Source organism: Halonotius sp. GCM10025705 (genome assembly GCF_042662885.1).
GTDB classification, from domain to species: domain Archaea; phylum Halobacteriota; class Halobacteria; order Halobacteriales; family Haloferacaceae; genus Halonotius; species Halonotius aquaticus.
On record NZ_JBHSZD010000001.1, the window covers coordinates 2,321,040 to 2,341,194 of the forward strand.

Annotated in this window: 25 protein-coding genes, 1 tRNA gene and 2 pseudogenes; 9 read left to right on the forward strand and 19 right to left on the reverse strand. The window is 64.0% G+C overall.

Annotated features, from left to right (window positions below):
- On the reverse strand, nt 1-270 hold the full coding sequence (locus ACFQJB_RS12930) for a 50S ribosomal protein L37ae (protein ID WP_120084733.1): 270 nt from the start codon (nt 268-270) through the stop codon (nt 1-3).
- Between the two features lie 901 nt (nt 271-1,171).
- Between ACFQJB_RS12930 and ACFQJB_RS12935 the strand changes: the two are divergent.
- A pseudogene (locus tag ACFQJB_RS12935) lies at nt 1,172-2,038 on the forward strand (MBL fold metallo-hydrolase); the annotation flags it as partial.
- Nucleotides 2,039-2,469: 431 nt separating this feature from the next.
- On the opposite strand, the gene ACFQJB_RS12940 reads toward ACFQJB_RS12935, so the two are convergent.
- The 11 genes and pseudogenes from ACFQJB_RS12940 to ACFQJB_RS12990 all read right to left on the reverse strand — a co-directional run bounded on the left by ACFQJB_RS12940 (nt 2,470) and on the right by ACFQJB_RS12990 (nt 10,471).
- Entirely contained in the window at nt 2,470-2,943 is a 474-nt protein-coding gene (locus ACFQJB_RS12940; RefSeq protein ID WP_379727890.1) for a hypothetical protein, read from the reverse strand.
- Between the two features lie 118 nt (nt 2,944-3,061).
- Nucleotides 3,062-4,651: a cobyric acid synthase gene (locus ACFQJB_RS12945; protein WP_379727892.1), complete on the reverse strand. Its 1,590-nt coding sequence runs from the start codon at nt 4,649-4,651 to the stop codon at nt 3,062-3,064.
- 1 nt (nt 4,652) lies between these two features.
- Entirely contained in the window at nt 4,653-5,345 is a 693-nt protein-coding gene (locus tag ACFQJB_RS12950; protein WP_379722502.1) for a cob(I)yrinic acid a,c-diamide adenosyltransferase, read from the reverse strand.
- A gap of 56 nt (nt 5,346-5,401) precedes the next feature.
- On the reverse strand, nt 5,402-6,406 hold the full coding sequence (cobD, locus tag ACFQJB_RS12955; RefSeq protein WP_379722505.1) for a threonine-phosphate decarboxylase CobD: 1,005 nt from the start codon (nt 6,404-6,406) through the stop codon (nt 5,402-5,404).
- 86 nt (nt 6,407-6,492) lie between these two features.
- A complete protein-coding gene (locus tag ACFQJB_RS12960; protein ID WP_379722508.1) occupies nt 6,493-7,140 on the reverse strand; it encodes an NTP transferase domain-containing protein in 648 nt (215 codons plus the stop codon).
- Nucleotides 7,125-7,877 (reverse strand): adenosylcobinamide-GDP ribazoletransferase, encoded by a 753-nt coding sequence (cobS, locus tag ACFQJB_RS12965; RefSeq protein ID WP_379727894.1) that lies wholly within the window; start codon nt 7,875-7,877, stop codon nt 7,125-7,127. The genes ACFQJB_RS12960 and cobS overlap by 16 nt, the downstream gene beginning before the upstream one ends.
- A gap of 13 nt (nt 7,878-7,890) precedes the next feature.
- Nucleotides 7,891-8,250, reverse strand: coding sequence for a cobalamin biosynthesis protein (locus tag ACFQJB_RS12970; protein ID WP_379722511.1), 360 nt, complete (start codon nt 8,248-8,250; stop codon nt 7,891-7,893).
- Nucleotides 8,160-8,819 carry a cobalamin biosynthesis protein gene (locus ACFQJB_RS12975; RefSeq protein ID WP_379722514.1) on the reverse strand — a complete coding sequence of 220 codons (660 nt, stop codon included), beginning with the start codon at nt 8,817-8,819 and terminating at the stop codon, nt 8,160-8,162. The genes ACFQJB_RS12970 and ACFQJB_RS12975 overlap by 91 nt, the downstream gene beginning before the upstream one ends.
- Nucleotides 8,810-9,453 (reverse strand): annotated as a pseudogene (locus ACFQJB_RS12980) (HAD family hydrolase). Before ACFQJB_RS12980 ends, ACFQJB_RS12975 begins: the two are co-directional and overlap by 10 nt.
- A gap of 60 nt (nt 9,454-9,513) precedes the next feature.
- Nucleotides 9,514-10,122 carry a translation initiation factor IF-2 subunit beta gene (locus ACFQJB_RS12985; RefSeq protein WP_379722517.1) on the reverse strand — a complete coding sequence of 203 codons (609 nt, stop codon included), beginning with the start codon at nt 10,120-10,122 and terminating at the stop codon, nt 9,514-9,516.
- Nucleotides 10,123-10,397: 275 nt separating this feature from the next.
- A tRNA-Tyr gene (locus ACFQJB_RS12990) sits at nt 10,398-10,471 on the reverse strand.
- Between the two features lie 117 nt (nt 10,472-10,588).
- Between ACFQJB_RS12990 and ACFQJB_RS12995 the strand changes: the two genes are divergently transcribed.
- The 3 genes from ACFQJB_RS12995 (at nt 10,589) to ftsZ (ending at nt 12,726) form a co-directional block, all read left to right on the forward strand.
- The gene (locus tag ACFQJB_RS12995; RefSeq protein WP_379722520.1) at nt 10,589-11,170 is read left to right on the forward strand and encodes a double zinc ribbon domain-containing protein; all 582 of its coding nucleotides are present in this window, start codon (nt 10,589-10,591) and stop codon (nt 11,168-11,170) included.
- Nucleotides 11,171-11,359: 189 nt separating this feature from the next.
- The gene (locus ACFQJB_RS13000) at nt 11,360-11,542 is read left to right on the forward strand and encodes a ribbon-helix-helix domain-containing protein (RefSeq protein WP_142442972.1); all 183 of its coding nucleotides are present in this window, start codon (nt 11,360-11,362) and stop codon (nt 11,540-11,542) included.
- Between the two features lie 2 nt (nt 11,543-11,544).
- Complete coding sequence (gene ftsZ, locus ACFQJB_RS13005; RefSeq protein WP_379722525.1) at nt 11,545-12,726, forward strand: cell division protein FtsZ; 1,182 nt, start codon at nt 11,545-11,547, stop codon at nt 12,724-12,726.
- A 62-nt stretch (nt 12,727-12,788) separates the two neighbouring features.
- On the opposite strand, the gene ncsA is transcribed toward ftsZ, so the two are convergent.
- Entirely contained in the window at nt 12,789-13,760 is a 972-nt protein-coding gene (ncsA, locus tag ACFQJB_RS13010) for a tRNA 2-thiolation protein NcsA (RefSeq protein WP_379722528.1), read from the reverse strand.
- Nucleotides 13,761-13,948: 188 nt separating this feature from the next.
- Here ncsA and ACFQJB_RS13015 point away from each other — a divergent pair, with 188 nt between their 5' ends.
- Nucleotides 13,949-14,611 carry a DUF7095 family protein gene (locus ACFQJB_RS13015; protein WP_379722531.1) on the forward strand — a complete coding sequence of 221 codons (663 nt, stop codon included), beginning with the start codon at nt 13,949-13,951 and terminating at the stop codon, nt 14,609-14,611.
- 1 nt (nt 14,612) lies between these two features.
- Nucleotides 14,613-14,774: a hypothetical protein gene (locus tag ACFQJB_RS13020; protein ID WP_379722534.1), complete on the forward strand. Its 162-nt coding sequence runs from the start codon at nt 14,613-14,615 to the stop codon at nt 14,772-14,774.
- A gap of 17 nt (nt 14,775-14,791) precedes the next feature.
- Here the strand turns inward: ACFQJB_RS13020 and ACFQJB_RS13025 are convergent, their stop codons facing one another.
- Nucleotides 14,792-15,607, reverse strand: coding sequence for a class I SAM-dependent methyltransferase (locus tag ACFQJB_RS13025; protein WP_379722537.1), 816 nt, complete (start codon nt 15,605-15,607; stop codon nt 14,792-14,794).
- 3 nt (nt 15,608-15,610) lie between these two features.
- Nucleotides 15,611-16,477 carry a deoxyribonuclease IV gene (locus tag ACFQJB_RS13030; RefSeq protein ID WP_379722540.1) on the reverse strand — a complete coding sequence of 289 codons (867 nt, stop codon included), beginning with the start codon at nt 16,475-16,477 and terminating at the stop codon, nt 15,611-15,613.
- 90 nt (nt 16,478-16,567) lie between these two features.
- On the opposite strand from ACFQJB_RS13030, the gene ACFQJB_RS13035 reads away from it, so the two are divergent.
- Together ACFQJB_RS13035 and ACFQJB_RS13040 are read left to right on the forward strand one after the other, a co-directional pair.
- Nucleotides 16,568-17,263 carry a hypothetical protein gene (locus tag ACFQJB_RS13035; protein WP_379722543.1) on the forward strand — a complete coding sequence of 232 codons (696 nt, stop codon included), beginning with the start codon at nt 16,568-16,570 and terminating at the stop codon, nt 17,261-17,263.
- A 143-nt stretch (nt 17,264-17,406) separates the two neighbouring features.
- The gene (locus ACFQJB_RS13040) at nt 17,407-18,321 is read left to right on the forward strand and encodes a serine/threonine-protein kinase RIO2 (protein ID WP_379722546.1); all 915 of its coding nucleotides are present in this window, start codon (nt 17,407-17,409) and stop codon (nt 18,319-18,321) included.
- Nucleotides 18,322-18,472: 151 nt separating this feature from the next.
- On the opposite strand, the gene ACFQJB_RS13045 is transcribed toward ACFQJB_RS13040, so the two are convergent.
- The 4 genes from ACFQJB_RS13045 to ACFQJB_RS13060 all read right to left on the reverse strand — a co-directional run bounded on the left by ACFQJB_RS13045 (nt 18,473) and on the right by ACFQJB_RS13060 (nt 19,777).
- Nucleotides 18,473-18,652: a hypothetical protein gene (locus ACFQJB_RS13045; protein WP_379722549.1), complete on the reverse strand. Its 180-nt coding sequence runs from the start codon at nt 18,650-18,652 to the stop codon at nt 18,473-18,475.
- Complete coding sequence (locus ACFQJB_RS13050; protein WP_379722552.1) at nt 18,649-18,909, reverse strand: type II toxin-antitoxin system VapC family toxin; 261 nt, start codon at nt 18,907-18,909, stop codon at nt 18,649-18,651. The genes ACFQJB_RS13045 and ACFQJB_RS13050 overlap by 4 nt, the downstream gene beginning before the upstream one ends.
- A complete protein-coding gene (locus ACFQJB_RS13055) occupies nt 18,906-19,193 on the reverse strand; it encodes an AbrB/MazE/SpoVT family DNA-binding domain-containing protein (protein ID WP_379722555.1) in 288 nt (95 codons plus the stop codon). The genes ACFQJB_RS13050 and ACFQJB_RS13055 overlap by 4 nt, the downstream gene beginning before the upstream one ends.
- A gap of 173 nt (nt 19,194-19,366) precedes the next feature.
- Nucleotides 19,367-19,777 carry a CBS domain-containing protein gene (locus ACFQJB_RS13060; protein ID WP_379722558.1) on the reverse strand — a complete coding sequence of 137 codons (411 nt, stop codon included), beginning with the start codon at nt 19,775-19,777 and terminating at the stop codon, nt 19,367-19,369.
- Nucleotides 19,778-19,980: 203 nt separating this feature from the next.
- On the opposite strand from ACFQJB_RS13060, the gene ACFQJB_RS13065 reads away from it, so the two are divergent.
- Nucleotides 19,981-20,151 carry a hypothetical protein gene (locus tag ACFQJB_RS13065; RefSeq protein WP_165853243.1) on the forward strand — a complete coding sequence of 57 codons (171 nt, stop codon included), beginning with the start codon at nt 19,981-19,983 and terminating at the stop codon, nt 20,149-20,151.
- The last annotated feature ends 4 nt before the right edge of the window (nt 20,152-20,155 follow it).

Below are 20,155 nucleotides of genomic sequence, written 5' to 3' on the forward strand. Positions count from 1 at the left end.
TTACTCCTCGTCTTCGGCGAGGGCGGCGCGGATCGAACGAGTTGCCTGCTGGCCGCCGGGCGTTTTCGGCTTGTAGGCACCGCCGGTGAACTTCTCGCCGGTTTCCTCGTTGACCCAGATGCCGGTGCCGACGCGGGTGACATCGTCGCCGTCGACCTCGGCGTTCTGCATTCCTGCTTCGATTTCCTTGACTCGTTTGCGGGAGACACGCCCGTACCGGGCACCAAATCGGCCGGCACTGCCGGTGGATCGTGCTTTGTCCTCAGCCATAGTGCAACACGATACCGCCAGCGCGGATAAAAAGCTGTTGAGTCGGCCCGAAGGCCCCTGCCGCCGCTGGCGCTGTGTCGCCGCTTCGAGTCGCTCCCGTTCCGCACGCAGCAGCCGTTCCCACAGCCAAAACAGCGTGCTGTCGAGCCCGTAGGCCGCATCGATCTCCCGAACCCACACGTCGTCGGCGAACAACGCAGCCTGAAACCGCCGTACCCGTGGCGACAGCGACTCGCGGTAGTCGGTGTAGTACGCGAGACTCTCCTCGCGGGTGCGGTCGATCAACCCCTGCGGCACCACAATCCCGGACTCACGGGCAACGTGGACGAACCATTCGAGATGGAGGATCGCATCCGCGAGCACGAACCGCTCGCGGAATCCTGTGAGGTGGGCCGGCGCCGGCCGGCCGTCGACAAGGGCGTTGGCTGGCCGACTGAATCGCGGCACCGAGACAGACAGCCCACGACAGTACGGTTCGGCGACTTCTCGCAGTCGGTACTCACAGTATCGTACCGGCCCCAGGAGACTCACCTCATACCACAGCGGCAGCCACTCACAGAACGGCTCCGAAAACACGGCATCAGCCAGCAGATCGGCCGCAATCGATCGCCGAACCGCGGACGAAACCGACGCCGGTGGCCGCCCGTTCCGCATCGCCTCAACGCCGGCCTCGTAGTCGACGAAGTCGGCGGTGTCGAACCCCATCTCGTCGGCGACGCCGTCGACGTATTCCGCGCCGATCCGGTACCAGTCGGCGAAATCCGCGGCGGTGTGAAGCCGGAGCAAGGAGAGAACGCTCACACCGGGTGTCCGGACGGGGCGGCCTTAGCGTCATCGACAGGATTCGAGCGCGGTGGCGAACCGACGGGAGACTTTTCGTCGCGCCCGCCGAGAGACAGGTATGGGACAGTCGATCTCCGCCGAGACGTTCCGTGATCGCCTCGACGCCGGCGAGTCGCTGACGGTCGTCGACACCCGATCCGACGAGGGGTTCGCGGCGTGGCGGGTGCCCGGCGCGATCCGGTACCGCTACAAACCGTTTCAGGCGTTCGACCGCGCCGAGTTCGAGGCCGAAACCGGTCTCACCCCCGAGGACACGATCGTCACGATGTGTGCCAAGGGGCAAACCTCGGACGCGCTCGCCGACGATCTGGCGGCGGCCGGCTACGAGGATGTCGCCGTCGTCGAGGGCGGAATGGAGGCGTGGAGTGCGGTCTACGATCACGTCACCATCGCCTACGAGGATTTCACCGTCGTCCAACTCCAACGCCGCGCGAAAGGTTGTCTGGGCTATGTCGTCGAACGCGACGGCGAGGCTGCGGTCATCGATGCGACACGGCACACCGATGAGTTCCGTGCCGCAGCCGACGCCATCGGCAGCGAGATCGTCGCCGTCTTCGATACCCACGTCCACGCCGACCACATCTCCGGCGGCCGCCAACTTGCCGACGAACGTGGCGTCCCCTACTACCTCGGCGCGGATGCCGCCGACCGCGGCGTCGCCTACGACTACGAGCCGCTTTCGGCCAACGAAGTCGTCCATGTCGGCGATCTCCCGATCAAGGCCCTCTCAACACCCGGCCACACCTCCGAGATGGTGAGCTATCTGCTGGGCAACGAGGCGGTCGTCACGGGCGATACGATCTTCGTCGACAGCGTCGGGCGAACCGAACTCCAGTTCGGCGACGGCGAGGCGACGACCGGCGCGGGGCTGCTGTATGACTCGCTGCACCGCACGCTGTTGGCCGAACCCGACTCGGTGAACGTCCTGCCCGGCCACTTCTCGGTCGCCAACGACGGAACCACGCCGATCACGCACGGCGAGCCGGTGGATACGACGATCGGCACGCTGCGGACGGGGCTCGATGTGCTCCAGGCCGACCGCGAGACCTTCGTCGAGCGTGTCACCGCGACGCTGCCCGAAAAGCCGCCGAACTACGAGGAAATCATCGGGATCAACAGCGGTCGCGACGCCGCCGACAGCGAGCAAGAGGCTATCGAACTCGAACTCGGGCCGAACCGGTGTGCGGCCGAAGTCAACGCCGACTAAATCAGTTGGTCGCGGCCGGCGTGGGATCAGTCGAGATCGAGGAAATCAAGCGAGGCTCTTGCCTAATCTGGTGAAACAATGTCTGAAGTTTGATATTGGAATATGCGGAGTGACCGATACAGAGGATGGGTTCAGCAATCGACGACGTGTCAGTCGAGTCGTCGGGCTGCGTACCGTTCGTATACGTATCCCACCGCTGCCCCTATCGGAACGACGACGGGAAGCGTCACGAATCCGCCGTAGACGACGAAGAACGCAACGAAGGAGCGGAACTCGGAGACCAACCCACCGAGTGTGCCAGCGGAAGACTCGGTTATGACGGCCAAGAGGCCTACCAGCGCTGCGAGGACGGATATCGAGACAGCCGCTGCGAAGGCGCCTGCGAGGGCACCGTAGACCGGCTTCGGTTCATCCGGCATCACCACACGCCAGACGGTGGTCGCTACGGTCAGTGCGACCACCGGTGTGATAGTCATCGCGAGGAGGAGGACCGGACTTCTCAGTGGGCTGGATCCCTGAACGACATTCCAGAGGAGAAACAGAACGGCAGCGAGCAACGCCGACCCGCCGGCGGCGACGCCCGCGCCGACATCCCGCTGGGACAGACCAAAATAGTCGGACATGTTCCAATCGCCGAGTGTTTGCGGTCACTCACTGATAAACGTTCGACGATCGACCGTCGCGACTCACTCGTGACCGACTCGCGCTGTGCATCTCGCACTACCCCACCTAATAGAAACCCTACAGATCTGTTTCACTAACTTCGGCAAGAGCCTCAAGCGAACAGTTGTCGGCCACCAGGTCGGCAGCCTGCTCGTACGGTGACGGCTCAGGTGTCGATTCGGTGGGCCGGTCGCGGCTGGCCGCGTCGAAGACCCGATCGACGAACACGGTTCTCACCGTCTCGTTTTCGAACAGGCCATGGAGGTAACAACCGAGCACGTCGCCGCGGCTGGCACCGAGTGCAGCCGTTGCCTCGCCGTCGCGGGCGAACGGCGTTTCGATGACCTCGCTCGCCTCGGTGCTCCCCATGTGGATCTCGTAGCCGGCGACCGATCCGTTCGCACCCGCAAGCGGGCCTGACCCGTCGAGGTCGAGCGTCGTATCGACAACGCGTTTCTCCGGCGTAAACGTCGTTTCGACGGGCAGCAAGCCGATTCCTGGCAGCTTCGTCGACGCCAACTCCGTCGCCGCCGCGCTGCTGGCTTCGGTGTCGACACCGCGGAGTCGTTCGCCGAGGAGTTGATAGCCGCCACAGAGGCCGACAATGGGGCCGTCGAACGCCCGGAGTTCGTCGTCGAAACCGGCCTCACGGATCGCCAGCAGATCGTCGACCGTGTTTTTCGTCCCCGGAATCACGACCGCGTCGGCATTGTCGAGCGACGCATCCAGCGGGACGTAGGCGATCCGAACCCCCGGCTCGGCGGCCAGCGGTTCGAGATCCGTGAAATTCGAGACGCGCGGGAGCCGCGGCACCGCGACCGTCACCGACTGCTCGGGAGCGACGCCGTCGGCATCGCCGCGGACGGCGCGCTCGTCGGTCGCCGGCAGATCAACGCTGTCCTCAGCGGGCAGCCCTGGATCGTCGTAGGGGATGACACCGATCACGTCGACGCCGGTTCGCTCCTCGAAGGCGTCGATGCCGGGAGCCAACAGCTCAGGATCGCCGAGGAACTTCGTGATGACGACGCCGATGACTTGGTCGCGGAGGTCGTCAGGCATGAGTTCCAGCGTGCCGACCAGCGACGCGAAGACGCCGCCGCGTTCGATGTCGCCGACGAGGACGATGTCGGCGTCGGCGAAGCGGGCGGTTTCGACGTTGGCGAGATCGCGGTCGTGGAGGTTGATTTCCGCGATCGAGCCCGCGCCCTCGGCGACGATCACGTCGTGGGCGGCCGCCAGTCGGTCGTGGGCGGCGACGGCGGCCGCGCGGGCCGTTTCCCAGTGGGCGTCGTAATACTGGCCGGCCTCGTAGTGGCCGACGCCGACGCCGTCCACGACGAGTTGGGATTCGCCCTCGCCGCGGGGTTTGAGGAGAACGGGGTTGCAGTCGGTTGTCGGCGAGACGCGGGCGGCGCGGGCCTGGACGTACTGGGAGACGCCGATCTCGCCGTAGGCGTCGTTGGTGTCGTCGGGAGTTTCGCCGGCAGCCGGCGCGGCCACCATCGTTTCGGGTGCGCGCGGAACAGCGCGGGCGTTGTTGCTCATGTTCTGGGCTTTGAACGGCGCGACCGAGATGCCGCGATCAGCCAGCAGCCGACAGAGCCCCGTCGCGACCGTCGATTTGCCGACGTGGGAGGCGGTGCCGGCGACGAGGATCGTGTGGGCCATCTCAGTATTCGGTGCCGGAGCGGGCGCGCTGACCGGCGTCGATCGGGTGTTTGTGCTTGCTGATCTCGGAGATCAGATCGGCGTGGTCGGTGAGATAGGTCGGCTCCGCGTGGCTGCCGGTGAGCACGAGTTCGAGATCGTCGGGTTTGGTCTCGATGAGCTCACAGACCGCCGCTGGGGCAACGAGGTCACGGTCGGCCGCATAGAGGATCTCGTCGAGAATCAGCATGTGAACGCCCGCTTCAGGGTCGCTATCGAGTGCAAACGGGGTGGTGAGATCGGCGTCGGCTGCGGCGGCGACGAGTTCTTGGGTGCGCTCGAAGCCGGCGTCGGCCTCGGATTCGTGGTCGGCCTCGCGGCTCCCGTCGGCCATGTTGTGCCAGCCGTAGTGGCCGGTGTTTTCATACGAGAAGCCGGCCGTTGCTGCGATCGCGTTGTACTCCCCGCGCACGTCGTCGACGCTGTCGGCACCGCCTTTCATGAACTGCAGCATGTGGACGCGGTAGCCGTGGCCGGCAGCGCGAAACCCCATGCCCATTGCCGCAGTTGTCTTGCCCTTCCCGTCGCCCCAGAAGGCTTGCACGAGGCCGAACTCATCGGGTGCGGCCGGCTCGATGGGTCGAGCCTCGGGGGCGACGCCGCCACCTGGTGTTTGGCGATGGCCGGGCGTGTCGGCTCCGGAGTCGGATGTCATACAGCCTTCTTGGACGCCAGGGGTATCTCAGTTGTGTTCAGCCGATGGGGATGCCGCTATACACCGAACGCCGAAAGCAGGCGATCGTTCTGGTGGGCTCGTTTTACCGCGACGCGGATATGTGAGTCAAGTCCGCGGAACGTCGTCGCATCGCGGACGGTAAGCCCTGCCTCGCGGGCTTCTGTGAGCACCTCGTCGACCGGCTCGCGTGTCTCACAGAGCAGAAACGGGGCCTCGGAGGGGTAGACCCGAAACCGCTCGGCTAGGCGGTGTCGCATCCGTTCGCGCTCGGCGTCGACGCGTTCCCGTGTCTCAGCGACAAAGTCGGTATCGGCGAGACAGTGGGTACCGACGGCGGCGGCGGGCGTACTCAGTGCCCACGTCGGTCGCGCAACGTTGAGTCGCTCTCGGAGGTCGCCAGTGGCAACGAGAAAGCCGGCCCGAAGCCCCGGCAGGCCGAAGATCTTCGTCAGCGAACGAGCGACGACGACACCGGGGGTGCCGGCAAGCGAGGGCTCGCTGGTAAAATCAAGAAACGCCTCATCGACTAACAGCACCGTCTCGGCCGACCGACACCGATCGGCGAGGGCTTGCAGCCTCGCGTGATCGTAGCTCTCACCGGTCGGATTGTTCGGGTTGCAGACGATCACCATGCGGTGGGCGGCTGGATCGATATCGGTGATCTCGTCGTGGCGGACAAACGTTGGCTCGCCGCCGTGGAGTCGAACCTCGCGGGCGTACTCGCCGAAACTCGGCTGGGGGATGGCGACGCTGTCGCCGTTGGCGACGACGACCGAACACAGCAGGCGCATGCCGGCTAACCCGCCGGCTGTCGGGATGATCTCGGTGCCGGTGACGCCGATGTAATCGGCGGCCGCCGCCCGGAACTCACAGTAGTCGTCGGCCGGATACCGGCCGGCCGCCGAGAGGGCTGCCTCATAGACGCCGGCGACGCCATCGGGCGTCTCCGGGTTCGTGTTGGCACTAAAGTCGACAAGTTCCGGGTCGGATTCGCCACCGTGGGGGACACGGGTCACGGCGTCGATCGCGTCTGGATCCACAGGAGACAATTAGTCGTGAGTGATATAAACATTATTTTGTTATCTTGTACTCAAAACTTGGATAAACGAGGCTTCGTTTGTCTCACTCAAAGTTTCGTTTGGTCAGTGCGATCCAGCCAGCGTTCGACCGCCCGACGATCATCCGGTCGATTGATATTGAACGCAAGTCGGTCATCCACCCACACCACTGTTCGGCCGGCACCGTCGCCGACGACGTTGAGCCCGGTCGGCACGACGGGCTCCCCATCGGCTTCGGTGGTTGTCTCCGCGCTGACGCCGAGGGCCGCTGTGAGCGCGGCCGGCACACAGACGCTCAGGGAGTCGCCGCCGGCGGTCGCGGCTGCCCGATCGACGTGGCCGGCCGTGACCAATGGGAGGTCAGCGGCGACCGTCACTGTCGGCGTCTTGAGTTGTGCCACTGCTTCGCCGAGGTCGGCGACGTAGCCCTCGCCTGCGGTGGTGATACACTCGACACCGTCGACCTCGGCGAGATGGGCGGCCGTCTCGGGGGTCGCCGGCGAGACCGCCGCGGCAACCGTGGTGAGCGAACTCGCCTGGAGCGCGCTCACGACCCGGTCGATCATCGGCTCGCCGCCAACCTTGACAAGCGGCTTTTCGGTGTCGCCGACTGCTGGCCGGAGCCGCGTTCCCTCGCCGCCACACATGACCAGTCCGGTTGTCGCTCGCGTCTCGTCCGCGGTCGTCGCTTGCTCCTGATTTAGCTCAGGATCCATACCGACACCCCCACGTGCAGTGCGAGTGCCCGACCCACCTCGTTTGTCGCCCCGAGGAGGTCACCGCTCACGCCGCCGAGTTCGCGGTGCCCCCATGTCAGTATCGCCAGCCCGACGGCCGGCCCGGTCGCCACCGCAGCCACCAGCGCGACTGCCAGCCCGTCGGGGGCGGCCGCGACCGCCGGCAGCGAGACAAGGAGCGCCGACGCAAACGATCGGTGATCAAGCTCGCCGACGAGGTGGGCACCGAGACCGTCGTGAGCCGGCCGGCCGTAACACGCGACGAGAGCCATCCCGAGTTTCGCGCCGACCTCCGCGGCGACGACGAACCGGAACGCTCGCCACGAGCCGATGCCCGCAAACGACAGCACGCCGAGTGTCATCACCAGCAGTGTCACGCCCAACAGGAGGGCTCCGCCGACACCGGTAGCCGAATCCTTCAGTACCGCTCGCGTGCGATCAGCGTCGCCGTGAACTGCCAACGCATCACCAAGATCCGCCAGCCCATCGGCGTGGGTGACGCCCGTCAGCAGATAGATACCACCGAGGTAGGCCGCCACCACCGTCGGCGGCTGCACCGGGAAAAACACCCCGCCACCAAGGCTGCCGACGAGATAGCCGACCACCGGGAGACTGTAGGCTGCCCGCCGGAAGGCATCCCAGTCGGCGTCGCTGCCGCCGACCGGGATCCGAGTGAGAAAGCCGACCGCGCCACGAATCGCGCGGCCGACGGACACGATGGGACGTGAGTCAGACACCGACGATCACCGCCGTTGTGAGCGCGGCGAGCCAGCCGGCCCGGCCGACGAGGGCGACCCCGCGGTGGCCCTCGGTCGTCGTTGGCAACGATGCCACCGAATTGAGTGTGTAATGGTCGGGCTTTTCGAGGCGGACGCCGAGGCCAGCCGCCAGCGTCGCCATCGGCCAGCCGGCATTCGGCGAGGCCGGCGTTTGCGCCCACCGCCGGCCCGTCAGCAGCGGGTCGGGTGACAGCGCCACCGTCGAGAGGGCCAGTGCCGTCAGCCGCGCAGGCAGCCACATGACGAGGTCGTCGAGCCGCGCGGCCGCCCAGCCGACCGGTTTCGAGCGGTAGCCGACCATCGAATCCATCGTGTTGATGGCCTTGATCCACGCCGCTGCCGCCGTCGCCACCGCCAGCGTCGCGACGGGGTGAGCCACCGGCTGGCGACGACGCTCCCAACAGCGAAGCCGGCCAGCGGCGCGACAAAGCCGTCCGAGAGATTCTCGGCCGCGCTCTCGACGGCCGCGCTCCGAACGTGACCGGCCGAAAGGTCGGTGGCATCTCGACCAGCCAAGGCGAGCAACGCCTCGCGTGCGCCCGCGATATCGGTTTCCGTTTGCTCAAGGACGTCGCCAGCCGTCGTACAGAGCAACCGAAGACTTATCCCTGAAAACAAGACGAGGGCGGCGACAACGCCACCCGCCAGCGGTTCGATGTCGCCAGCGAGCCCGACGCCGAGGGCGACGACCGCGGCCGCAAGCAGCGGCAGACAGAGGGCCCCAACAGCACCGACAAGCCGAGGCGCGGGCCACGAGCGGTCGAGCGGGCCGACCAGCCGACCGACCCACGCGACCGGATGCAGCCGAGCCGGTGGCTCGCCGACGACGCGGTCGAGGCCGACAGCCGCGAGGACGACGCCGGCAGCCATCAGCGACATGGCTGGCCCTCAGTGAGGCTTGCTTTGAGGTTGGGCAGCGACGTTTCGGCGATATCGATGAACTCGCCGCCGCAGTCGGTGATCCCGCCGTCGGTCGCAGGCGTGTCGCCGACAACGACGAGGTCGGCGGTCTCGACATCGAGCTGGCGGGCCACTGTTTCGAAGGCCCGCGGGTCGGGTTTGCGCCAACCACAGTCGACGCTGACAACAACGGCGTCGAAGACTTCGCGGTCAAGTGCTGATCGGCGGAGCGTTCGGGCCACTGGCTCAGGCACCGCACAGTTCGATAGCAGGCCGACCGGGCCGACCTCGCTGGCGGCGGCAACGGCCTCGACCGCGCCCGCGCGGGTCTCGACGACCGGATCGAAGGCGTCGATGACGGCTTGGCCGGCGGTGGTGTCCGACACGTCGACCCCGCGGCTGGCGAGGGCGGCGGCGACGTGGGCCGGTAGTGGGACTTCGGCTCCTTCGTCGGCGTCAAGATGGGGTTCGCGGTAGACACTCGCCCAGTCGTCGGGGACGGTGATCCCGCGGGCGGCGAGTGCGTCGGCGACGGCCGCCGCTGGTTCGGGGTGTCGTCGACGGCGACGAGCGTGCCGAACAGATCGAAGGCGGAGGCGGCCGTGGCGGTCACGATGAATGGATGTGCTACCTGCGGCTTGAAAACATCGGTGCCAGCCGGGCTGTGGGTGTTCTACGCGAGGCGCGCGAAGGCGAGCGTGCCGCTGATGTTTTTGATGTAGATCTCAACTTCGTCGCCTTCCTCCGCGCCGGGGACGAAGATGGTGTATTTGCCTTTCTCGGCGACGCCGTCGCCTTTGCGGCCGGTGCCGGTGATCTTGACCTCGTAGGTCTCGCCTTCCTCGACATCCGGGCGGTCGGTGCGCTGGGAACTCGACTGCCGTTTGGCGACCGGACGGAACGCCCCACAGGCCTCACAGCGCAGCATCTGGGTGCGGTTCTCGGTGACGAGTTTCGTATCCGGGAGGCCACACTCCGAGCAGGTGACGTACTCGGCGATGTAGGCGTCGATGGCGGCATCGAAGTCCGCCCCGGAGAACTCGCCGTTGTAGCGCGCGCGGCCGTCCTCGTACTGGCCGGCGGTACCGAGTTCCTGCTGGATCGAACTGTGAATGTGTTCGGGGTCGCGGTTGAGCGCGTCGCCGATCGTCGAGAGGTTGGTCAGTCGTGTAAACGCGCCGTCCTTCTGGGCCTCGGCGTCCGGCACGTCCAGCCGTTCGTCTGAGCCCTCGAAATCCGGCAACTCCTCCATTGCCCGGTCAAGCGTCGCCTCGTAGTCCATACGCGTGTTGATGTCGTCGTCGGCTAAATGCGTTGTGAGACAGCGGTACACATTGCGGGAGAGCTACGTGCGTAAGACGCCCCGCATAGACGGCAACAGCTATCATTGCCTTTGTTGTGGGAAGCAGACAGTACCAGTACCACATCGACTGGAAAGGAAATCCGCCCTCCCCGAATTGAACTCACTCACTCCCTGCGGTCGTTCGCTGCTCAATTCGGGTCGGTGTCCTTCACACTCAGCACCGTTCGCAGTAGCTCACTGGTGCTGAGGTTCAGTCCGCCCTCCCCGAATTGAACGGGGGACAAGTCGATCTACAGTCGACTGCTCTACCAGGCTGAGCTAAGGGCGGGCACTCCATCGTATCCCGGTGGCACAATTAAGGGTTACTGTTCCGACCGCGGTGTCGGCTGCCAGATGTCTGACAGAGTGGGAAGATTGATAACCCTGTGTAACACACATCTCGGCCATGAGTAAGATCACGTTCCGTGCCGACGATGACCTCGTTGGCCGGTTAGAGGCCTTTGATGCCTCGAAATCCGAGGTGATGCGGGAGGCGCTCCGCCAGTACCTCGACACCCCGGAACGTGAGACAGCCGCGCAAACGACGGACACACCCGCGCAAACGTCCGACACCGACTCGATCGACGCCCTCATCGACGAGCGAATCGACCGCCTTGTCGACGAACGCGTCGATTCAGCGCTTGCGGCCCGCCGCGAGCCGACCGACACCGCCACCGATGTGTCGGTCAATATCACCCTCGAAGGGGTCGATGAGACGGCCGCAGTCACCGAGCAAACCGTCGAGCGTAAGACGCCCGACGCCGAGGGTGACACACAGCCCGAGCCGGCAGCCGGCGAGGACGACGCCCACAGCTGCGGGCAGTGTGGCGAGGCCGTCGACAGCGAGCACGTCTACTGTCCGAACTGCGGCGAAAAGGCCTCCCGGCGGCTGTTCTGTGAGTGTGGCGACGAGCTTCGGTCGGACTGGGCGTTCTGTCCCGGCTGCGGTCGTCGCACCCCCGCGGCCGACGTGTTAGATAACCAATGACAGACAGTTACCCCGATTGTACGGCTGTGTGTCTGCCAGAATAAGCGGACTGTCTTACATCCGCCAGTAATTTTATATACCCTCGGCATAGTGTTACGACTGCGTAAGACAATCGTCTTACAGTGTGCCCGTCCGTGGCACGCTGTGGGGCTGTCGGCGTCGCCGACTGTCTTACCGGGGAATGTAACCATGGAGCGTGTGACACTACGAATTCCAAAGCAGCAGATCGACGAGGTCGAGGAAATGGTCGAGACCGGCCAGTTCCCAAACCGGAGTGAGGCGATCCGGTCGGCCGTCCGAGAGATGCTCAACGAGACCGAGAGTACAGAGCCGCGGCGAAACAAAAGCGAACGCAGCTGGGCGAAGGTGTAACTATGCAGGATATCGTACAAGACGCCCTCGACAACGCGGAAGCAGAAGACCGTGACATGGACGCCAGCTTCGACGACGACGACGAGTTCGGCGATCCACGGATCGTCATCGTCGGCGCGGGCGGGGCCGGCAACAACACGGTCAACCGGCTGTATAACATCGGCGTCGACGGCGCGGAAACCGTCGCTGTCAACACCGACAAACAGCACCTGAAGATGATCGAAGCCGACACGAAGATCCTCGTCGGCAAATCCCTCACGCAGGGCCTCGGCGCGGGTGGCGACCCCTCGATGGGCGAACGCGCCACCGAGATGGCCCAGGGGACGATCAAAGAAGTGCTGGGCGACGCCGACCTGGTCTTTGTGACCGCCGGCATGGGTGGCGGCACCGGTACCGGCGCGGCTCCGGTGATCTCGGATATCGCCAAAGAACAGGGTGCCATCGTCGTCGGCATGGTTTCGACGCCGTTCAACGTCGAGCGCGCCCGGACGGTCAAAGCCGAGGAAGGCCTCGAACGCCTCCGCAACACGGCTGACTCGATCATCGTCCTGGACAACAACCGCCTGCTCGATTACGTTCCGAACCTCCCGATCGGCAAGGCGTTCTCGGTGATGGACCAGATCATCGCCGAAACGGTCAAGGGGATCTCGGAGACGATCACCCAGCCATCCCTGATCAATCTCGACTACGCGGATATGTCGACGATCATGAATCAGGGCGGCGTCGCCGTCATGCTGGTCGGCGAAACCCAAGACAAAAACAAGACCCAAGAGGTGGTCAGCGACGCGATGAACCACCCACTGCTCGATGTGGACTACCGCGGTGCGAGCGGCGGCCTCGTTCACATCACCGGCGGCCCCGATCTCACGCTGAAGGAGGCCGAGGGGATCGCCAACAACATCACCGAACGGCTTGAGGCGAGTGCAAACGTGATCTGGGGTGCCCGGATTCAGGACGAATACAAGGGCAAAGTCCGTGTCATGGCGATCATGACCGGCGTCCAGAGCGCGCAGGTACTCGGCTCCACAACGCAGAAACAGGCCGATCAGTCACGCGCCAGCATCGAAGGCGAGACCGCCGAGTTCGACGCCAGCGCGAATGTCGGCTCCGACACCGCGGCTTGGGAGTCTGACGGCGGCAAGCAAGAGGTCGACCAGAACAACGGTCTCGACGTCATCCGCTAACGTTTTTTCAGCGCGACGGTCGTTTTCGACGGCGACGATCAATTCTCTCGCAACGAGATAGCTTATACGGCCGCAATCGATTCCAACAGCCGGCATTTCCGGCAGATCCGGCTCCCGGTCATCGAGCCACACTGCTCGCATTCGCTGAGGTCGTCGTTGTCCTCGTCGTTGCCACCATACCGATCGGCCGCCAGCTCCGCAAGCTCCTCGTAGCCAGACATGATCGAGTGCCGCGTCCCGGGGTGGTTTTCCTCCAGTTCCCACAATAGCTCCTGGATCTCCCCGCGGTAGGCCTCGCTGGCGTGGGGACACTCGGTGATGTGGGCGGGCAATTCCATGAGTTGAGCGTAGAGAGCGACCTCCTTTTCGGGGATATCTCTGAGTGGCTTGGCGCGCGGGATGAAATCATCCTGCTCGGCGCGCTCCTCGAAGTCGCCGATACTCGCATCGAAGTGTTTGGCGATCTGTTTGACATCGCCCTCCAGAATGTTCATCAGCGCCGTCTGGGCCTCGTCGTCGAGGTTGTGACCGGTCAGCAGCTTATCGGCCCCGTACTCGTCGGCGTACTCCTCCAGTAAATCACGCCGAAACACGCCGCAGTAGGCGCAGGGAGCCATGTTTTCGGGGTCATCCTCAACGACATCGTCCATGCGGATCCCGAACTCCTCCTCGTAGCTGACGAGTTCGTGGCGCATCTCCAGGTCGGCGGCGAGTTCGACGCAGGCATCGACGCTTTCGTCGCGGTAGCCCTCAATCCCCTCGTGGATCGTCAACGCCAGCATCTCGATACGGGGGTCTTCGCCAAAGGTCTCGTCTAAAATGTGCGTGAGGACGACGCTGTCCTTGCCGCCTGAGAGGCCGATCACCCACGTTTCCGGATTGTCTGGCGTCGCCTCGGGATCGAGCAGCGTATCCGCCCGAATCCGGCGTCGGACGCGTTTTTCGACCGACCGGCAGAAATGCGTCTCACAGAGATGGCCGCCGGAGTACGCCGCCTGCATGACGGCGTCACGGTCGCATTTGTCGCACTCCATTACCGGAGCGTTGCCGGCCGGCTGGGATACCCGTTTCGCTCTTCGGGGCGAGCGGCCGCCGTTGCTGTCGGCCACCCGGCGTGTCATACGCCCCACGACCGATCTGTCATACACGCCGGATCGCTCCGCAACACACCCGACCGCACGGCGTCGAAACCGGTTTGTGGCCTGCGATCCCAGTGTCGGCAATGACAAACGAGGCGACACTCGACCGCGACGCCGCCATCGACCGCGTCGTCGAACTGATCGAAACGGTCGACTCCGAGCCGATGCCGGTGCCAGTCCGAGAGATTTGGGTCTATGGCGATGTCGCCCTTGGCCTCGATCCGATCGATCGCCTCGATATCTATCTCACGAAGGACATCCTCCTGCGCGGCGACAGCGACGCCGCTGAGCAGTATTACGAGCAACACGGCGTGAAAGGTGTCGGCCAGAGCGTTGACGCCGAGTGGGCCGAAACATATCCAGAGTACATCCGCGCCAACGACAACGGCCACGCCGCCCCCGAGAAGTGTCTGGCCGCCCACCTGCTGGGGGACGACGAGCCGATTCATCTCGAAGTCTGCAACGCGAGTTTCGACGAAAACGTCACCCAGCGGCTGCGCGGCGCACTCGACCGTGAGTCCTACGGGCAGATCCTCGATCCTCGTGGCGTCTGTCTCTGGGTCGACGGCCAGTGGGACGACGACCTCCTCGACAAACTTCGCGGCGGCGAACTCCCGTTCCCGACGCTGTCGGGCGCACTGGAACAGCTGGGTGTCGACGCCGATACCGCAGATGAGGCCGCCGATACTGTCAGTCGCTACCGCACCGAACAAACAGGTGCGAGCGTTCGTGGCGACGTAATCTGAGATGTATCGACCACCCCACCCATCCGAGATCGCCGGATTGCTCACTGAGCGCGAGGCCGAAGAGGCGAAAACGGCAGTTCGACAGCTTCGAGGCAACGATTCCGAGCGATTTGCTGCGTCGCGGGCGGCGTTCGACAGTGACGACCACGACGGAGCGGACTGATTTCGCCTGTCAGACTGCTATGCGGTGTCGCTGTCGACCTGTCCGACGGTCACGGTAAACGGCACCGTCTCGACACGCTCGTATGACTCGTCTTGCATCTGCTTGATGACGTCCCGGCCCATCTCGCGCCACGCCCGCCGGAGTGTGTCATACGTCGCCTCGTCGTCGACCCCGCGGCGGAGTTCGGTTTCGTGGTCAGCCAGTCCCTCGCCGCTGGCTTTCCGTTTCGCGCTCCGCAGGGCGTCCTCGCTGTAGGGCGGTTCGGTGCGCTTCTCGTGGTTGTACTGCCGAGTCGATATGGGTTCGATCCCAACGTCGTCGAACAACGATTCGACCTGTTCGCCGAGGGCGACATCGGTCTCGACGCCTTGGAGGTACGCTTCGCGCACGCGAGACTCAAGATCGACCTCGCTGTCGACCGTCGAGTCGACGCTGACGGCGGCGTTGTTCGGCTCGATAGCAGCGACCAGATCCGTAGAAACGCGTGCAAACTCCCGGAGCGCGGCAGAGGGCTCGGGCAGATTGATCAGGAGGGCCTGACAGACGACGAGATCGACGCTGTCGTCGGCAACCGGCAGGCGAAGCGCGTCGCCAGCGACCGCCGGAACCGACTCGCTGGCAACGTCGAGTAGTCGGCGGTCGGCGTCGACACCGATGACTTCGGTATCGGCGGCGGACTCGCTTGCCAACACGCGCGTCAACTCGCCGGTGCCGCAGCCGACATCGATGATCCGCTCGCGGTTCGAGAGATCGAGATCAGCGAGGGCGTCTCGGGAGTCGGCCCACATCCCCTCGCGGGTGCGGCTGAGATACTCGGCTGAAAACCGGCGCACGGCTCAGTTACGGAGTGCTTTGACGCGCTCGATGTTCCACGCGAAGCCCTTGCCGTCCTCGGTCGGTGTTTCGAGTGCAAACGGCAGCTCGCGGAGGTCGGGATGATTGACGATGGCGCGAATGCCGTCCTCGCCGATGTAGCCCTCACCGATCAGGGCGTGTTCGTCTTTGTGGGTGCCTACGTCGTGTTTCGAGTCGTTGAGGTGGATGTATTCGAGGTGGTCGAGGCCGACGACATCGTCGAACCGCTGGACGGTTTCGTCGACGGCTTCCGGTGTCGTGAGGTCGTTGCCGGCGACGAGCGTGTGAGCGGTGTCGATGCAGATCCCGATGTCGGTGTCGGTTCGCTCGATAATCCCCGCCAAGTGCTCGAACTCGCCGCCGAGTTTGGTGCCGCTGCCGGCGTCGCTCTCGATGAGGATCTGGACGCCGTCGGGCACCTCAAGGTCGTCGATGACGCTGGCGGCGTTGTCGAGGCCGCCCTCGACGCCTGCGCCGGTGTGGGCCCCGAGGTGGGCGTTGACGTAGGGGATACCCAGTTTGGCGGCCGCGTCGAGTTCGGCCTGCATGCTGTTGAGGGATTTCTGTCGGAGGTCGTCTTTCGGCGTACAGAGGTTGACGAGGTAGGCGGCGTGGATCACCCACGGGCCGTCGAGTCGCTGGTCGGTGAGTTCACGGAAGCCTGCGGCGGCCTCGTCGCTGATTTCGGGCTGTTGCCAGACCTGCGGCGAGGTGGTGAAGATCTGTCCGCAGTTGCCGCCGAAGTTGCGCTGGCGGTCGACAGCGTTGCGAACATCGTCGTACTCGGGGGTTTCGGTGTCAGAGGAAACACGGGATCCGGAGATCGAAACGTGGGCGCCGACGTGCATGCACCGTGGTTGGGCCAGCCCCTCAAAGCGACTTCGATAGCGTGGCCGCTGTCACCACTGCTATCAGACGGGCTGCCCAACACGGTGGCGATGCCGGTCTACGATCGAAGCGCGCCCGACGCACCACGAGTCACCGAGTTCGACGGCGGCATCGAGTGGTTCGCCCATCCTACTGAGACGGGTCGCCGCGCGAGTCACTTGTTCACTGGCTCACACGGCTGTTGGCTGTTCGACCCACTCGATATCCCCGACCTCGACGACCACATCGCTGCCGCCGGTGGGCTCGCTGGGATCGCCGTGCTGTCGAACTACCATGCCCGTGATGCTGATGCGATCGCCGCCCGCCACGATGTAGCGGTGGCGGTTCCGCCGTGGCTGGATCGGGCTGCCGACCACCTGACGGCCCCGCTGGAGCGGTCGACAACGCTCGGCGACTCGGGGTTCCAGTTCACCCGCTACAACCCGGTTCCGGGCTACGAGGAGGCGATCGCCTACCGCGACAGCGACCAGACGCTCTATGTGCCTGATGCGCTCGGGACGGCACCGTTCTACACCGTCGCCGACGAGCGGCTCGCTTGTTATGGGCTGCTTCGCGTTCGTCCGCCACGGGCCCTGTTCGAGCCGTTTGCGCCCGATCGGATCCTTGTCGGCCACGGAACGGGTGTCTTTACCAACGCGACAGCAGCCCTCCGAGACGCGCTTGATGGCGCGCGGCGACGGCTCCCGACAGCGATTCGTCGTCATGGGCTGACGCAGTTGCGTGGTGTGGTATCCGCGCTGTGGTAGTGGCCACACCACGTCGCTTGGCGGTGCTCCTCGGTTGGATTCGGAATCACCCGGATTCCGAAATTTGATATCGCGGTATATGATTTATTCCGGGTCGCTAGTGGACTCGTCGGGCTTTTAGGCCGTGCGAGCGACCTCTTGCTATGGTCGACAACATCGCGCCCTTCTTCCGCGAGCTTGAGCCCGCGGATTTCTATCTGCTGTCGGGGATCGAACAGGGGATGCGCTTCTCCGAGTGGGTACAACACGAGGAGATCCCGAAATACGCGGAGTTGACCGCTGAGGAGGTCGACTACCGGATTGATCGCTGTATGCGCCACGAGCTCATCGAGCGCAAGACGATCCAATACGAGGGCTACCAACTCACCTTCGAGGGGTATGACGCCCTCGCGCTCCGCACCTTCGCCGAACGGGATACCTTCGATGGCATCGGCGCGCCGCTGGGCGTCGGCAAGGAAAGCGATGTCTATGAGGTGCAGTCGTTTCGGCCAATGGCGCTGAAGTATCACCGTGAGGGCTATACGAATTTCCGGGAAGTCCAGCGCGAACGCGAGTACACCGCCGACCGCGACCACGTGTCGTGGCTGTACACCGCCCGGCAGGCCGCCGAGCGGGAGTTTGAGACGCTCGAAGGGCTGTATCCCGACGTGTCGGTGCCGCGGCCGGTCGACCAGAACCGCCATGCGATCGTCATGGAGAAACTGACCGGCGCGGAGCTCTCACACGCCGAACTGGAGTCCGAGCAGGTCGTCGGCGTGTTGGAGCTGATCATCGAGGAGATGGCCGCCGCCTACGATGCGGGCTACGTCCATGCTGATATGAGCGAGTACAACGTCTTCGTCGACACCGACGGCGTGACGATCTTCGATTGGCCCCAGGCGGTGTCGACCGACCACGATAACGCCCGCGAGTTGCTGGAACGCGACCTTGAGAACATCTACAGCTACTTCCGCCGGAAATATCCCCGGGAAACGCCGGAATCGGTCGATTTGGACGCGCTCGCCGACGATATTGTGGGCGACGAATTTGACTCGATTTCGGCGTATATCGAGTCATAAACCACTGAGCGCGATAGAAAAATCGCAAACAGGACTTGTAACGACTATTCAGTTTATGCAAAATTTGATCACTGAACCAGCTTAATCAATCGATTGATTGCGAACGATAGGAAAACATTCGTCTGATTTCGCTACTTCCGACGGACTGTGCTCACGCGGCTTCGGTTCGAAAGCGTTCGATACCCGGTTCAAACTCGTTGTCACCTTCGATGGCGTCGAAATCGTCATCGGCACCGACCAGCAGCGTCACTCCCTCACGATCGGTAGCAAGATCAGCCGCGGCAGCGACGGCGTAGGCGTCGCCCAACGCGAGCGCGTGTTGCCGTTTCAACTCCGCAACCGTCTGCCAGCAGTCGTCGATCTCGTACTCGGTGAGACCCAACTCCCGAAGGCGACGAATGTGAGCGTCGGCCTGCTCGGGGAGGCTTTTCGAGCGGCGACATACCGGACCTCCGCGAGCGTGATCGTCGCCACGTAGCCCGCGCGGTCGCCGTCGTAGACGCGGTCGAGCCACTCTTCGACCGCCTCGGCTCCGGGCTCGTCGAAGGCGAAGGCGATCAGCGGCTCGGCGTCGAAGACGACCGTCATTCCTCGTCCAGCCCGTGTTTCTCGTCGAGCGCGTCCCGCTCCCGCTGGCGTTCTTCCCGGAGCAGAGCAGTCGCCGCGGTCTCGTTGTCGGCCTCGGCGGCCAACGCGCCGCGGAGCTCCGACGGCCGTTTGACCGGCCGAATGACGATCTCGCCGGCCTCGGTTTCGATGAACCGGACACGCCCCGGCGTTTCGATGCTGAGTTTCTCGCGATAGGCTTTCGGGATCGTCGCTTGGCCCTTGCTCGTGACGGTGACGGTGGTTTCCTCTTCGGCGTCGCTCATATGTAATGGCTAGTCGACAGTATTACTTTAATTTTTGTAATACTCTAATCGAGTGTACGGTCTTCCCGCGAGAAGGAGGTCGAACCGTGCATACCTTCGGTTACGGCTGTCGCCACCGGTGACAAAGATGTCTCTGCGGTACTGGTTGATATCTTTCGCCGCGGGTGATAGTTCTACTCTGTCCCGCTGCTGTCCATGTAGGTGAGATGGGCGGTGAGATCTGTCGTCGACAGCATCCCGACGACCTCGTCATCGTCATCAACAACAGGCAGATGCTGGATTTGCTTGGTGATCATCTTCACCGCGGCATCCTGGATGGACTCATCCGGCTCGGTTGTGGTCACGTCCTCAGTCATATAGTCGTCGACGGTGGCGTCCGCGGGGACAGCCCCGTCCGAGACGAGTTCCGTGAGATCGGTACACGTAAGAATCCCAGACAGCTGCCCGTTGTCATCGAGGGCCACCAACGATCCTGCCTCCTTCTCCAGAATCGTGCTGGCGGCCGTTTCGACCCCTTCGTCAGGGGTGACAGTTACGAGGTCGGTCGTCATGAGTTGCTCAACCGGAACGGCTTCGATTTCCATACTCCTCTTATGCATAGTTTCTATTGATAAATGTTGTCTACAACTGAATTTTACAATACATTCGTTTGCATGAAAATTGATTTTAGACAAAAGAACGAATTTGAGCGAGTATATAGATGCTTCGTAAACTACTGTCCGAACCGGGTGTCACTCTTCTCGTCGAGTCGCAACACCCAGGTAGGTCGGCGGGTGAGTTGTGGTCAATGCCACAGGAACCGATCACGACGATCGAACTCGCCGACGTACAGACGACCGCGGGTGATTTCCACGATGTCGCCGTCGAGATCTATCCGAGTTGGGTGATGATCGAAGACGACACCGGCAGCCGGTGGATCGCCCGCGATACCGTCACCGAGATCTTCGAACGCGAGTAGCCAG

What these genes read in the sequence shown, in the direction of transcription:
- ACFQJB_RS12930 (WP_120084733.1), bottom strand. Translation starts at nt 270, where the DNA reads ATGGCTGAGGACAAAGCACGATCCACCGGCAGTGCCGGCCGATTTGGT.
- ACFQJB_RS12940 (WP_379727890.1), bottom strand. Translation starts at nt 2,943, where the DNA reads ATGTCCGACTATTTTGGTCTGTCCCAGCGGGATGTCGGCGCGGGCGTC.
- ACFQJB_RS12945 (WP_379727892.1), bottom strand. Translation starts at nt 4,651, where the DNA reads ATGGCCCACACGATCCTCGTCGCCGGCACCGCCTCCCACGTCGGCAAA.
- ACFQJB_RS12950 (WP_379722502.1), bottom strand. Translation starts at nt 5,345, where the DNA reads ATGACATCCGACTCCGGAGCCGACACGCCCGGCCATCGCCAAACACCA.
- ACFQJB_RS12960 (WP_379722508.1), bottom strand. Translation starts at nt 7,140, where the DNA reads ATGGATCCTGAGCTAAATCAGGAGCAAGCGACGACCGCGGACGAGACG.
- ACFQJB_RS12970 (WP_379722511.1), bottom strand. Translation starts at nt 8,250, where the DNA reads ATGGATTCGATGGTCGGCTACCGCTCGAAACCGGTCGGCTGGGCGGCC.
- ACFQJB_RS12975 (WP_379722514.1), bottom strand. Translation starts at nt 8,819, where the DNA reads ATGTCGCTGATGGCTGCCGGCGTCGTCCTCGCGGCTGTCGGCCTCGAC.
- ACFQJB_RS12985 (WP_379722517.1), bottom strand. Translation starts at nt 10,122, where the DNA reads ATGGACTACGAGGCGACGCTTGACCGGGCAATGGAGGAGTTGCCGGAT.
- ACFQJB_RS12995 (WP_379722520.1), top strand. Translation starts at nt 10,589, where the DNA reads ATGAGTAAGATCACGTTCCGTGCCGACGATGACCTCGTTGGCCGGTTA.
- ACFQJB_RS13000 (WP_142442972.1), top strand. Translation starts at nt 11,360, where the DNA reads ATGGAGCGTGTGACACTACGAATTCCAAAGCAGCAGATCGACGAGGTC.
- ftsZ (WP_379722525.1), top strand. Translation starts at nt 11,545, where the DNA reads ATGCAGGATATCGTACAAGACGCCCTCGACAACGCGGAAGCAGAAGAC.
- ncsA (WP_379722528.1), bottom strand. Translation starts at nt 13,760, where the DNA reads ATGGAGTGCGACAAATGCGACCGTGACGCCGTCATGCAGGCGGCGTAC.
- ACFQJB_RS13015 (WP_379722531.1), top strand. Translation starts at nt 13,949, where the DNA reads ATGACAAACGAGGCGACACTCGACCGCGACGCCGCCATCGACCGCGTC.
- ACFQJB_RS13020 (WP_379722534.1), top strand. Translation starts at nt 14,613, where the DNA reads ATGTATCGACCACCCCACCCATCCGAGATCGCCGGATTGCTCACTGAG.
- ACFQJB_RS13030 (WP_379722540.1), bottom strand. Translation starts at nt 16,477, where the DNA reads ATGCACGTCGGCGCCCACGTTTCGATCTCCGGATCCCGTGTTTCCTCT.
- ACFQJB_RS13035 (WP_379722543.1), top strand. Translation starts at nt 16,568, where the DNA reads ATGCCGGTCTACGATCGAAGCGCGCCCGACGCACCACGAGTCACCGAG.
- ACFQJB_RS13040 (WP_379722546.1), top strand. Translation starts at nt 17,407, where the DNA reads ATGGTCGACAACATCGCGCCCTTCTTCCGCGAGCTTGAGCCCGCGGAT.
- ACFQJB_RS13050 (WP_379722552.1), bottom strand. Translation starts at nt 18,909, where the DNA reads ATGACGGTCGTCTTCGACGCCGAGCCGCTGATCGCCTTCGCCTTCGAC.
- ACFQJB_RS13055 (WP_379722555.1), bottom strand. Translation starts at nt 19,193, where the DNA reads ATGAGCGACGCCGAAGAGGAAACCACCGTCACCGTCACGAGCAAGGGC.
- ACFQJB_RS13060 (WP_379722558.1), bottom strand. Translation starts at nt 19,777, where the DNA reads ATGGAAATCGAAGCCGTTCCGGTTGAGCAACTCATGACGACCGACCTC.
- ACFQJB_RS13065 (WP_165853243.1), top strand. Translation starts at nt 19,981, where the DNA reads ATGCCACAGGAACCGATCACGACGATCGAACTCGCCGACGTACAGACG.